The following is a 12,132-nucleotide window of genomic DNA, read 5'->3' as shown; positions in this document are numbered from 1 at the left end:
CTCCCCGGGTTCTTGTAAAGCGCCGGCTGTGGTTACGCCGCGCTTGTAAAGATGGTCTTGTGCTCGTCGCGCAGCTGGTTCTTTTGCACTTTGCCCATCGTATTCCGGGGCAGGCTTTCGGCAAAGAACACACGCTTGGGCACCTTATAGTTGGCAAGCTGCTTTTTCACGGCCTGAATGACCGTCTGTTCGTCCGGCGCATCGGCGCCTTCCGGTACCACCGTAGCGGTCACGGCTTCACCGAAGTCGGGGTGCGGCACGCCGTAGACCGCGGATTCCTTCACGCCCGGCAGGTCGTCGATGACGATCTCGACCTCCTTTGGATAGACGTTGTAGCCGCCCGAAATGATCAGGTCCTTGGCGCGGCCGACGATGTGGACATAGCCCCGATTGTCGATCAGCGCGTTGTCGCCGGTGATGAAGAAGCCGTCGTCGCGGAACTCCTCCGCCGTCTTGTCGGGTTTGCGCCAGTAGCCCTTGAACAGGTTCGGCCCCTTGATCTCCAAGACGCCGACCTCGCCATTTTCGAGAACCTTGCCGTCCTCGTCGCAGACCCGCGCCTCCACGCCGGGCAGCGGGAAGCCAACGGTTCCCGGCCGGCGTTCGCCGTCCAGGGGGTTCGATGTGATCATGCCGGCTTCCGTCATGCCGTAGCGTTCAAGGATGCGGTGCCCGGTCCGCCGCTCGAACTCGGCGAAGGTGTCGGGGTGCAGCGGGGCAGAGCCCGCGACGAAGAGCCGCATGTTGCCTACGACCTCCCGCGTGAACGCCTCGCGCTCCAGGAGGCGGACGTAGAAGGTCGGCACGCCCATCATCACCGTGGCCTTGGGCAGCAGGCGGATCACCTCGTCGGCGTCGAACTTCGGCAGGAAAATCATCTTCGAGGCGTTGAGAAGCGCCGTGTTGGACGCGACGAACAGGCCGTGCACGTGGAACAGCGGCAGCGCGTGGAGCAGCACGTCGCCGGGCTGGAAGCCCCAGATCTCGTGCAATGTCCGGGCGTTCGACGAAAGGTTGCGATGGCTCAGCATCGCCCCCTTGGAGCGTCCCGTCGTCCCGGAGGTGTAGCAGATCGCGGCGATGTCGTCCGCCTCGCGCGGAACGGTTGGCGTGCCCGAGTCGAGATTAGTGCTATGCTCTGCCAGACTCCCGCCGCCGGTGGCGTCGAGGGTCAGGACATGGGCCACGCCGGTCTTGTCGGCGATGGGTTTCAACTCGTCCAGGCGCGACGGATCGCAGACGAAGACGCGCGGTTCCGCATCGCCCAGGAAGTATTCGATCTCGCCGCCCTTGTAGGCGGTATTCAGCGGCAGATAGATCGCCCCGGCCTTGAAGCAGGCGAGGTAGGCGAACAGGGCGCGCGGCGACTTCTCCACCTGCACGGCGACCCGGTCGCCAGGCGCCACGCCCAGATCGAGCAACAGCCGCGCGATACGGCCCACCTCTGCTTCGAGATCGCGATAGCTCCAGGTCGTGCCGTCGGCCAACTCGATGGCGGCCTGGTCGCCGGCCTTCGCGAAACGGGCTTCGAAGATCTCGTAGAGATTGTCGCTCATCGCTGCCATCCGTCCTGTCCCTGGCTGGGTTTTCGGAAAAATCCTATGCGCGGGTATAGCCAAGCCGAGGCAGCGAGGCAAATAACCGCGTCGGCTTGTCGACCCCGGGAACGCCCGTTACCGTTACTCACACATTGGCATCATTGAATGCCGCAAGGACGGCAAACCGTCACATTAGGGAGGTCAACCTTATGAAATCCACACGACTCCTGCTGAGCGCTGCTGTCGCCGGCGCGGCGATCGCTCTCGCCGGCCCGGCGGCCGCGCAAACCCTGAAGGCCTCGCACCAATGGCCGAAGGACGACGTGCGCGGCAAGATGGTCGAGATCATCAAGACCGAGATCGAGAAGGCTGATGTCGGCATGGACATCCGCGTCTATCCCAGCGGCTCGCTGTTCAAGCCGAAACAGCAGTGGGACGCGATGGTGAAGGGTCAACTCGACATCTCCGCTTTTCCGCTGGACTACGCCTCGGGCCGTCATCCGCAGTTCTCGGCGACGCTGATGCCGGGGCTGGTGAAGAACCACGACCATGCCAAGCGGCTGAACGACTCCGCCTTCATGGACGAGATCAAGAAGATCATTAATGATTCCGGAGTCGTCGTGCTTTCCGACGCGTGGCTCGCCGGCGGCTTCGTCGGCAAGGATTTCTGCGTCGACACGCCCGATAGCGTGCAGGGCAAGGTGATGCGTGCGGCGGGACCCGCATTCGAGCAGATGCTGGCCGAGGCGGGCGCCTCCATCAACTCCATGCCCAGTTCGGAGATCTACTCCGCCATGCAGACCGGCGTTCTGGACGGCGCGAACACCTCCTCCGGCAGCCTGGTGAGCTATCGCATCTACGAGCAGTCGTCGTGCCTGACGCCGCCGGGCGACTTCGCGCTGTGGTTCATGTACGAGCCGATCCTGATGTCCAAGCGCAGCTTCGACCGTCTGGACGAGGATCAGCAGGACGCGCTGATGGCGGCCGGGCAGGCGGCCGAGGAGTTTTTCTTCGAGAAGGCCAAGGGCCTCGATCAGACACTGGTCGATACCTACAAGGAGGCCGGCGTCAAGATCGTGAACATGAGCAAGGAGCAGTATGACGCCTGGCTCGATGTTGCGAAGGAATCCTCCTACAAGCAATTCGAGGAAAAGGTCGAAGGCGGCGAGGAGCTGATCGACATGGCGTTGTCCGTCGACTGACGGCATAGCGGTTTCTTTGGACGCCGCGGCGGCGGCTGCCGCTTCCCATGGGACAACGGCAGCCGCCGTTCGTGCCTTTCGTACCCCGGTTCGCCGGGCGTGCTGTTGGCATAAGGGGGAGCCTTCATGGATGCCTTCGTCACCTTCGTCTGGCGAATTTCGCGCGTCTGCGGCGTAATCTCGGCGGCGCTATTGCTGGCTGCCGTGCTGGCGGTCTGCCATCTCGTGTTTGTTCGCTATGTGCTCAATCAATCTGCCATCTGGCAGCACGAGTTCGTGACGTTCAGCGTGATCGCCGCGACCTTCATCGGCTCGCCCTACGTTCTGTTGAAGCGCGGTCATGTGAACGTCGACCTGTTGCCGCACTACCTCGGCGAGAGGGGAAGGTTCTTTCTGGCACTCTTTGCCTCGGGCGCGTCGCTTGCGTTCTGCGCCTTCATCGCCGTCTACGGCTTCACCTTCTGGCATGAGGCCTGGGTGAATGACTGGCGCGCGGAGACCGTTTGGGCGCCGCCGCTTTGGGTTCCCTATGCCTCGGTGCCGATCGGCATGGGCCTGATGAGCCTGCAATACGTCGCCGATATCGTCGCAATCGTACTGGGCCGCGACATGCCCTTCGGTGCGCACGATCCCAGCGAATTGGCGGAGGAACGTTCCGAGACGGGGGGCTGGGCATGAGTGAATTGCAGCTTGGCCTTGTCATCGCCGTCGTGACCGTCGGGTTGTTGCTGCTGGGTATGCCGGTCGCCTTCGCACTCGGCCTCGTCTCGCTGATATTCCTCTATTACCAGGACGGTTTCTTCGGACTGGGCTTCATTGCCGACACGCTCTATGGCGGCCTGGACAGCTTTGCGCTGCTGTCGATCCCGATGTTCATCCTGATGGGCGGTGCCGTGGCGTCTTCGCGCGCCGGAGCGGACCTTTACGAGGCGTTAGACCGCTGGCTCTACCGCGTGCCGGGCGGGCTTATGGCCTCCAACGTTGGCGCTTGCGCCATCTTCGCCGCGCTGTCGGGCTCGTCGCCGGCCACCTGCGCGGCAATCGGCAAGATGGGCATCCCGGAGATGCGCCAGCGCGGCTATCCGGCCTCGGTGGCGACGGGAAGCATCGCCGCCGGCGGCACGCTGGGCATCCTGATCCCGCCGTCGATCACGATGATCGTCTACGGCATCGCGACGGAGACGTCGATCGGCCGGTTGTTCCTGGCTGGGATTCTGCCGGGCGTGATGCTGACTGTGCTGTTCGTCGCCTGGGGCCTGTTCGCGGCATGGCGCAAGGGCTATCGCTTCGTCGATCCGGCCGTCAGCTTCTCGTTGCGGGATAAGCTCGTCATGCTGCCCAAGGTCGGGCCGTTCCTGGCCATCATCGTGGGCATCCTCTACGTCCTCTACGGCGGCGTCGCCACGCCGTCGGAGGCGGCGGGCGTCGGCGCGATGTTCTGCCTGCTGCTGGTGATCGTGATTTACAAGCTGCGCAAGCCCGGACAGCTCTGGCACATCTTCCGCGACGCCATGAAGGAGTCGGTGATGATCCTGATGATCATCGCCGCAGCCGAGCTGTTCAGCTACATGATGTCCTCGCTTTTCATCACCCAGACGCTGGCGGCCTGGATTGGCGACCTGGAGGTCAGCCGCTGGGTGCTGATGGGCTGCGTCAACCTGTTCCTGCTGGTCGCCGGCTTCTTCCTGCCGCCCGTGGCGGTTATCCTGATGACCGCGCCGACCTTGCTACCGGTTGTGGAGAATCTTGGGTTCGACGCCGTCTGGTTCGCCGTCGTCCTGACCCTCAATATGGAGATCGGGCTGATCACGCCGCCGGTGGGCCTCAATCTCTATGTGATCAACGGCATCGCGCCGGACGTGCGCTTGCCGACGATCCTTTGGGGCGCCCTACCGTTCATGCTGTGCATGGTGCTGGGTATCGTCTTGCTGTGCATGTTCCCGGAGATCGCCCTATGGCTGCCGAACTACCTGATGGGACCAACGATTTAGGTTGTAGAGCCTCATGAGCGAAACGCAGAGCGAGCGTCCGGTCTCCCTCTTCGAGCGTACCATCGATAACCTCTCCACAGCTTGGCGCGATGTTGCCGCCAGTGCCGCGCGCACGGTCGGCTGGGCCGCGCCGGAGGCGGGCGAGGGCGACGGCAAGACGCTGCGCAAGCTGATGCGCGACTGTCTGGAGGCGCGTGGCGGCGAGGTTTCCGCACGCGGCCGGGCGGCAGAACTGGGCCGGCGTTATCTCACCATGGATTCCGCCGGGCGTCGCCGCTTCCTGAAGATGATGGCCGAGGAGTTCGCCTGCGACGGAGAGAAGGTGGACGCGGCGGTGCGCGCCTATCAGGAGGCACCGGACCTCGCTACGCGCCTCGATGCCGAAACGGAGCTTAGGCAAACGCTGGTGCCGCCCTACGTCAAGCTGCTGACGCAGTTCAACGCGCTGCCGGACGGTACCAAGTTCCTGGTCGACCTGCGCGCCGAGTTGCTGCAGTTCGTGGGTAGCGATCCCTCCCTGCGGCACCTGGAGGCGGACCTGCGGGAACTGCTGTCGTCGTGGTTCGACGTCGGCTTTCTGGATTTGCAGCAGATCACATGGCGGTCCTCCGCGGCTGTGCTGGAGAAGCTGATCGCCTATGAGGCCGTGCACGAGATCCGCGACTGGAACGATCTGCGTAATCGGCTGGATTCCGACCGCCGGTGCTTCGCGCTGTTCCACCCGCGCATGCCGGAGGAGCCGCTGGCGTTCATCGAGGTTGCACTCACGGAGGAAATGGCCGGCAGTATCCAGGCGCTTCTGGACGAAACAGCCCCTCAGGACGATCCGAAGAGTGCCAAGGCGGCGATCTTCTATTCGATCTCCAACACCCAGCGCGGCCTGCGGGGCATCTCGTTCGGCGACTACCTGATCAAGCAGGTCGTTTCGCATCTCAGTACCGAACTGCCACAGATCGAGGTTTTCGCGACGCTGTCGCCAGTTCCCGGCTTCCAGGTCTGGCTGGACAAGGCGTCCGACGACCTGCTGAAGGCGCTCACCACCGAAGAGGAGCGCAACCGCCTGACCACGCTTTCCGGGCAAAGCGACCTTGGGGCGGCAGCGCAGGTGCTGCTGGCGCGCGCCGGTTGGCCCGACGACTACGAGACGAGCCGGGCGCTGAAAGGCCCCCTGATGCGGCTGTGTGCGCGTTACCTGCTGGACCGGCGCGGCGACGGCCGGCCCGTCGACCCGGTCGCCCGCTTCCACCTGAAGAACGGCGCCCGGCTGGAGCGGATCAACTGGCTGGGCGATGTTTCGGCAAAGGGTCTGCGTCAGTCAGCCGGCATGATGGTCAATTACCGCTATGTCCTCGATGACATCGAGCAGAACCACGAAGCTTACATGCGCGACAACCGCATTACCCTGGGTAGCGAGGCCAAGAGCCTTCTCCGCGGCTGGAAGGATCACGATGGTAAGCAGCTCCGACGGTTGGCCTGAATGGGAAATGCGACCGACTGAGCGCATACGATTGGCTGTCGACGCCGCCAGCCACCTAGCCTATTAAGCGAGCCCAACCGCACCACAAGCCGGGAATCCCGATTGACCGTCGGCGATGCCAAGTCACCGCCGGGACGGAGGCGATGCTATGAATCTGATCCGCCGTAGCCGCTACAGCTTCGACGATGCCCGTCACGTCGCCCAGGCCCTGCAGCCGTCGTATCCAGTGTACTGTCTGCGTCCCCACGTGCTGCGACGGGCGGCGCGGCGTTTCGTGGAGCTGTTTCCGGGCAAGACGCTCTATGCCGTGAAATGCAATCCGCATCCGCGTGTCCTGAACGCGCTGTATGACGGCGGCATCCGTGCCTTCGATACCGCCTCGCTACCGGAGATCGCGCAGATCTGCGAAACCTGGGACGACGCGGATACCTATTTTATGCATCCCGTGAAGCCGCGCGCGGCGATCGGCATGGCGCATCGGGTCTACGGCGTACGCGTTTTCGCGGTGGACCACGCGAACGAGCTGCGCAAGCTTGCCGAGGAGACGCGCGGCGTGCCCGGCATCGTCGCCGTGGTGCGTTTCAAGACAGAGAAGTCGGGGTCGTTGTTTCACCTTGCCGAGAAGTTCGGCGCCGAGCCCAGTGAGGCGGTCGAGTTGCTCAGGGAGGTGGCGCGCCTGGGTATGAAGCCGGGAATCGCCTTCCACGTCGGCTCCCAATGCCTGGACCCCTCGGCCTACCGCGACGCCATCCGGGTTGCCAGGGAGATACTCGACGCATCGGGCATTCGTCCGGCCTGCCTGGACATCGGCGGCGGCTTTCCCGCACCTTATCTGGGCACCGATGCGCCGTCGCTGGAGGCCTTCATGGCGGCCGTCGGCGAGGGGCTTGCCACGCTGGACCTGCCCGAGGACTGCGAGGTTCTGGCCGAGCCGGGGCGGGCGCTGACGGCGCAGGGATGCTCGCTGCTCGTGCAGGTGCAGCTTCGCAAGGGAGACCGCCTTTACATCAACGATGGTGTCTATGGCAGCCTGTCGGAACTGGTTGCCGTGGATCTCAAGCTGCCGGCCCGGGCCATACGCCTGGATGGCGACGTGGAGGGACAATTCTGTATGTTCAGCATTGCCGGACCCACCTGCGATGGGCTCGACATGGTCGCGAACGCCTGCTTGCTGCCCGACGGGATCCGCGAGGGCGACTGGATCGAGATCGACCGTCTCGGCGCCTATTCGAATGCCGTCGCCGCGCGCTTCAACGGTTTCCACCCGGAAACCTTCGTCGATGTCGCCGACGAGCCGCTTGGGGACAATCCATGCTGACCGCCGTCGCACCCCGTCTCGGGCAGGTGCTGGGCCTGTCCGCGCATGGCTTCCATCGGATCGCGCTGGCGGAATGGGGCGATTCCGGCAACACCGAGGTTGCTGTCTGTGCCCACGGTTTGACCCGGACCGGCCGCGACTTCGACTGCCTGGCCGAGGCGATGGCGAACGAATACCTTGTGCTGTGCCCGGACGTAGTCGGTCGCGGGCGGAGCGACTGGCTGCCGACGGCGGACGCCTATGGATATCCGCAGTACAATGCCGACATGGCGGCCGTTGTCGCCTATAGCCGCGCCGCGCGCGTCGATTGGATCGGGACCTCTATGGGCGGACTGATCGGCATGATGCTGGCGGCGCAACCGAACACACCGATCCGTCGGTTGGTCATCAACGATGTCGGCCCCTTCGTCCCGGCGAGCGCCCTGCGCCGGCTCTCGGAATACGTGGGCCAGGATCCTCATTTTGCCGATTTCGCCGAGGGTGTGGCCTATATGCGCAAGGTCCACGCGCCTTTCGGGCCGCTGAGCGAGCCGCAATGGGCGCATCTGGCCGAACACGCGCTGCGCACCGATCCCGACGGCGGCTACCGTCTGGCCTACGATCCCAGGATCGCCGCGCCTTTTGACGAACCGGACGCCATCGAGGACATTGATCTTTGGGCGCTATGGGACGCGATCCGGTGTCCGGTCCTGGTCCTGCGCGGCCGGGATAGCGACCTGCTGCGCGAGGACACGGCACAGGAGATGGCGGATCGCGGACCGGGGGCAAGCGTCGTCGAGTTCGAGGGCGTCGGCCATGCGCCGGCGCTGATGAGCCATGAACAGATCGCGGCCGTCACTGGCTGGCTGCGGCGAACCGAAGCGGCGTGAAGCAGTATATGGCGGACACCCAACCCACCGGCACCGGCAATCCCCTGGATGCCTACACGCCGGCGCAGATGGCCGAGCGTGTCGAGACAGTCGGGCTTGCCAAGGTAGGAATGCCGTTTCTGCAAACCCTGACGCTCGGAATGCTGGCCGGCGCCTTCATCGCCTTCGGGGCAATGCTTTACACGCTGGTGATGACCCAGCACGGCTTGGGGCTTGGCCCGGCGCGTTTGCTGGGCGGGACGGCGTTCTCGCTGGGCCTCATCCTCGTGGTCGTCGGCGGGGCGGAGCTGTTCACCGGTAACAGCCTGATCGTCATGGCCTGGGCGGAGCGGAAGGTTTCGCTCGGTCGCCTGGGACGGAACTGGGGCATCGTCTACTTGGGAAACTTCATCGGCTCCATCGGCAGCGTGATCCTGGTGTGGCTTGCCGGGACGATGCAGATCGGCGACGGCGCCATGGGACAGACCGCCGCCGCCATCGCCGCGGGAAAGCTGGCCCTGGGACCGGTCGAGGCCTTCGCGCGGGGCATTCTGTGCAATGCTCTTGTGTGCTTGGCGGTGTGGCTGTGCTTTGCCGCGCACGACGTGACCGGCAAGATCCTGGCCATCGTACCGCCCATTGCGGCTTTCGTGGCTCTTGGTTTCGAGCACTCGGTTGCCAACATGTATCTTATACCCGCCGGCATGGTTGCGGCCGGAGAGGCGGACATCGCCGGCTTTGTCGCGAACCTGGTTCCGGTCACGCTGGGCAACATCGTCGGCGGGGGCGTGTTCGTGGCACTGGTGTACTGGGTGTGTTACCTGCGCGGAAAATGACCCTGGCGGACCAGGAGGAGCACGCGGGCGAAGCGCGGATCGGCGCGGCCCGCGACCTGCCGATTCCGCCCTTCAAGCCCCGCCGGCGCTGGATCGGCGGCGACCTTCAGACTGTCCGCAACTTTGTCACCCGCCCCGAGATCAATCTTTCGCCCTGGCCCGGAAAGCGGCTGTGGCTGCCGGTGGAGGGCGGCGACGAACTGGCGGCGGCGCTCAACGGGGCGGAATATATCGGCCAGCGGCCACTCATCTTCCTTGTGCACGGTCTGACCGGCTGCGAGGACTCGATCTATTTGCGCCGTACGACGCGGGAATGGCTGCAGCGCGGCTATCCCGTCCTGCGCATCAATCTACGCGGCTCGAAGCCGTCCCGCCCGCGCTGCCGCGATCACTACCACGCGGGGCGTAGCGAGGATCTGCGGGACGCGCTATGCCGGTTGATCGAGATGGAGCCCGCCGTGGCCCGGACGGGCATTGTCACGGTCGGGGTGTCCCTAGGCGGCAACGTGCTGATCAAGCTTCTCGCTGAGCACGGGGAAGAGCTACCGATCCGGGCCGCCGCGACGGTCTCGGCGCCCATCGACTTGATGGCTACTTCACATCGGTTCCACCTGCCGCGCAACACTCTCTATCACCGTTGGATGCTGTCGAACCTGAAAGAAGAGGCGACGGCCCGGCCGGCCGCGCTGAGCGAAGAGGAGCGCCGGGCGATCGAGGCGGCGCGCACCCTTTACCAATTCGATAATACCTTCGTTGCGCCCCGCCACGGCTTCGCGGACGCGGAGGACTACTACACGCGCTGCGCCGGCAAGCGCTATCTGGCGGATGTCGCAGTTCCGCTGCTGGCGATTCACGCAGCCGACGACCCCTGGATTCCCGGCGATGCCTACAGCAGCTTCGACTGGTCGCGGAACACAAAGCTGTCGGCCCTGCTGGCCGCGAGCGGTGGCCACGTCGGCTTCCATGCGGCTGACGACGAAGCGCCGTGGCACGATCGGGCGATCATGGCTTTTGTGGACCTTGCCACTTGAGTCAAGGAGCGGGCGAATCAGCCCCGTCCGGACGTTTGTCGGCGGCGGAAGAACCACCACAGCCCGAGACAGATGGCGATGACCAGTGCGAACACACCGGCCATGAGGACGCCGCCCGGCTCGCGCAGCAACAGGATCAGGATCGCGAGGATGAGCCCCACGTTGAGGGCGGTGAAAAGCTTATAGGCCAAGGCCGCGTCTCCGCGTTTTTCAGTCGGCCAGCATGTGCCGCGCCACGATCAGGCGCATGATCTCGTTCGTGCCTTCCAGGATCTGATGCACGCGGACATCCCGCAAGTACCGCTCGATCGGGTAATCGCGGATATAGCCGTATCCGCCGTGGAGTTGGAGCGCCTCGTTGCACACCTTGAAACCGATGTCGGTGGCAAGGCGCTTCGCCATCGCGCAATAGGCGGTCGCGTCCTCCGCGCCGGCGTCCAGCTTGCTGGCGGCCCGGTGCAGAAGCAGGCGGGCGGATTCAAGCTCCGTGCGCATGTCCGCCAGCTTGAACTGTAGCGCCTGGAAATCCGCCAGCGGCCGGCCGAACTGCTTACGTTCCTTCACATAGGCCTGCGCGGCCTCCAGGCACGCTCGCGCGGCGCCGAGAGAGCAGGCGCCGATGTTCAGCCGCCCGCCGTCCAGGCCCATCATAGCGATCTTGAAGCCGTCACCCTCTTCGCCGAGCCGGTTGGCGACAGGGACGTGGGCGTCCTCGAAGATCACGGCGGCGGTGGGTTGGCTATGCCAGCCCAGCTTCTTCTCCTGCTTGCCGAACGACAGGCCGGGTGTGTCGTGCGGCACGACGAGCGTCGAAATGCCTTTCGAGCCGGCCTCGCCGGTGCGGACCATGACGACGTAGACTTCGCTGCGGCCGCCGCCCGAGATGAAGGCCTTGGAACCGTTCAGTACATAGTGATCGCCGTCCGGCGCGGCCCTGGTTTTCAGCGATGCTGCGTCGGAGCCCGCGCCCGGCTCAGTCAGTGCGTAGGAGGCGAAGTGCTCCATCGTCATCAGTTTGGGCAGGAACGCGTGACGCTGCGCGTCGTTGCCGAAGCGGTCGATCATCCAGGCAGCCATGTTATGGATGGAGATATAGGCTGCCGTTGAGGGGCAGGCGGCGGCCAGCTCCTCGAAGATGATCGCCGCGTCCAGGCGGCTCAATGCGCTGCCACCAACATCGTCGCGAACATAGATCCCGGCAAAGCCGAGTTCTGCCGCACGGCGCAGGGCGTCCTCAGGAAACAGACACTGCTCGTCCCATTCGCCGGCGTGCGGCAGCATCTCGTTCTGCGCGAAGGCGCGGGCGGCTTCCTGGAACGCGCGCTGGTCTTCCGTTGGCTCGAAGTTCATGGGCGATGCATTCCGGTTCGGGTTCCACGGACCGCGAGGATAGCCGCATGGAATAAATGATCAAAGCGAGCCGGTTAGGCTTTGCGCCAGCCGGCAACTCAGAGATGCGAGGGGAGACCGTGTCGCCAACGGCTGCGGAGCCGGCCCATGAGTATCCCCTGGCCATACATCCAAACCAATCATCTTTCCCGCCGCTCAATTTTACGTTATCGGGTTGTCAGAACCGAGATATCTCACAGGCGATTTCAGGGGAATGAGACAGCCATGTCCCGCAGCTACGACCATCCCGAGACTATCTGTGTCCACGCCGGCTTCGATCACGACCCGGCGACGGGCGCTGTGGCTCCGCCGATCTACCAGACGACCAGCTACCAGTTCCGCGATGCTGAGCACGCGCAGAAGCTGTTTGCGCTTGAGGAACTTGGCAATATCTACACGCGGATCATGAACCCGACGTGCGACGTGCTGGAGCAGCGGGTGGCGGCACTGGAGGGCGGCGCGGCGGCGCTGGCGGTGGCCTCGGGCCAGGCGGCAACGACGA

12 protein-coding genes are annotated in these 12,132 nt (G+C 64.5%); 9 read left to right on the top strand and 3 right to left on the bottom strand.

Annotated elements, in window-relative coordinates; translation table 11 throughout:
• Positions 1-32: 32 nt before the first annotated feature.
• The gene (locus DRB17_RS16905) at positions 33-1,556 is read right to left on the bottom strand and encodes a malonate--CoA ligase (RefSeq protein WP_114583411.1); all 1,524 of its coding nucleotides are present in this window, start codon (positions 1,554-1,556) and stop codon (positions 33-35) included.
• Between the two features lie 191 nt (positions 1,557-1,747).
• Here DRB17_RS16905 and dctP point away from each other — a divergent pair, with 191 nt between their 5' ends.
• The 8 genes from dctP (at position 1,748) to DRB17_RS16865 (ending at position 10,241) form a co-directional block, all read left to right on the top strand.
• Positions 1,748-2,740, top strand: coding sequence for a TRAP transporter substrate-binding protein DctP (dctP, locus tag DRB17_RS16900; RefSeq protein WP_114583410.1), 993 nt, complete (start codon positions 1,748-1,750; stop codon positions 2,738-2,740).
• 126 nt (positions 2,741-2,866) lie between these two features.
• Positions 2,867-3,418 carry a TRAP transporter small permease gene (locus tag DRB17_RS16895; protein ID WP_114583409.1) on the top strand — a complete coding sequence of 184 codons (552 nt, stop codon included), beginning with the start codon at positions 2,867-2,869 and terminating at the stop codon, positions 3,416-3,418.
• Positions 3,415-4,731 (top strand): TRAP transporter large permease, encoded by a 1,317-nt coding sequence (locus tag DRB17_RS16890; protein WP_114583408.1) that lies wholly within the window; start codon positions 3,415-3,417, stop codon positions 4,729-4,731. Before DRB17_RS16895 ends, DRB17_RS16890 begins: the two co-directional genes overlap by 4 nt.
• A gap of 13 nt (positions 4,732-4,744) precedes the next feature.
• A complete protein-coding gene (locus DRB17_RS16885; RefSeq protein WP_114583407.1) occupies positions 4,745-6,208 on the top strand; it encodes a malonyl-CoA decarboxylase in 1,464 nt (487 codons plus the stop codon).
• Positions 6,209-6,356: 148 nt separating this feature from the next.
• The gene (locus DRB17_RS16880; protein WP_161958868.1) at positions 6,357-7,526 is read left to right on the top strand and encodes a type III PLP-dependent enzyme; all 1,170 of its coding nucleotides are present in this window, start codon (positions 6,357-6,359) and stop codon (positions 7,524-7,526) included.
• Entirely contained in the window at positions 7,520-8,395 is an 876-nt protein-coding gene (locus tag DRB17_RS16875) for an alpha/beta fold hydrolase (RefSeq protein ID WP_114583405.1), read from the top strand. Before DRB17_RS16880 ends, DRB17_RS16875 begins: the two co-directional genes overlap by 7 nt.
• Positions 8,396-8,403: 8 nt before the next feature.
• Positions 8,404-9,210 (top strand): formate/nitrite transporter family protein, encoded by an 807-nt coding sequence (locus DRB17_RS16870; protein WP_114583446.1) that lies wholly within the window; start codon positions 8,404-8,406, stop codon positions 9,208-9,210.
• Positions 9,207-10,241 carry a YheT family hydrolase gene (locus DRB17_RS16865; RefSeq protein WP_114583404.1) on the top strand — a complete coding sequence of 345 codons (1,035 nt, stop codon included), beginning with the start codon at positions 9,207-9,209 and terminating at the stop codon, positions 10,239-10,241. Before DRB17_RS16870 ends, DRB17_RS16865 begins: the two co-directional genes overlap by 4 nt.
• Before the next feature lie 17 nt (positions 10,242-10,258).
• Here DRB17_RS16865 and DRB17_RS20255 read toward each other — a convergent pair whose 3' ends face one another.
• Together DRB17_RS20255 and DRB17_RS16860 are read right to left on the bottom strand one after the other, a co-directional pair.
• Entirely contained in the window at positions 10,259-10,432 is a 174-nt protein-coding gene (locus DRB17_RS20255) for a hypothetical protein (protein WP_153242380.1), read from the bottom strand.
• Between the two features lie 19 nt (positions 10,433-10,451).
• Positions 10,452-11,591, bottom strand: a complete 1,140-nt coding sequence (locus DRB17_RS16860) for an isobutyryl-CoA dehydrogenase (protein ID WP_114583403.1) — start codon at positions 11,589-11,591, stop codon at positions 10,452-10,454.
• A 264-nt stretch (positions 11,592-11,855) separates the two neighbouring features.
• Between DRB17_RS16860 and DRB17_RS16855 the strand changes: the two genes are divergently transcribed.
• Positions 11,856-12,132, top strand: a 277-nt coding sequence (locus tag DRB17_RS16855) for a PLP-dependent transferase (RefSeq protein WP_193725746.1), incomplete at its 3' end; no start/stop codon positions are given.

Origin of the sequence: Ferruginivarius sediminum (assembly GCF_003344765.1) — a bacterium.
Lineage (GTDB): Bacteria > Pseudomonadota > Alphaproteobacteria > Kiloniellales > Rhodovibrionaceae > Ferruginivarius > Ferruginivarius sediminum.
The sequence above is the reverse complement of the archived record's forward strand: the minus strand, read 5'-3'. Positions and strand labels throughout refer to the sequence as shown.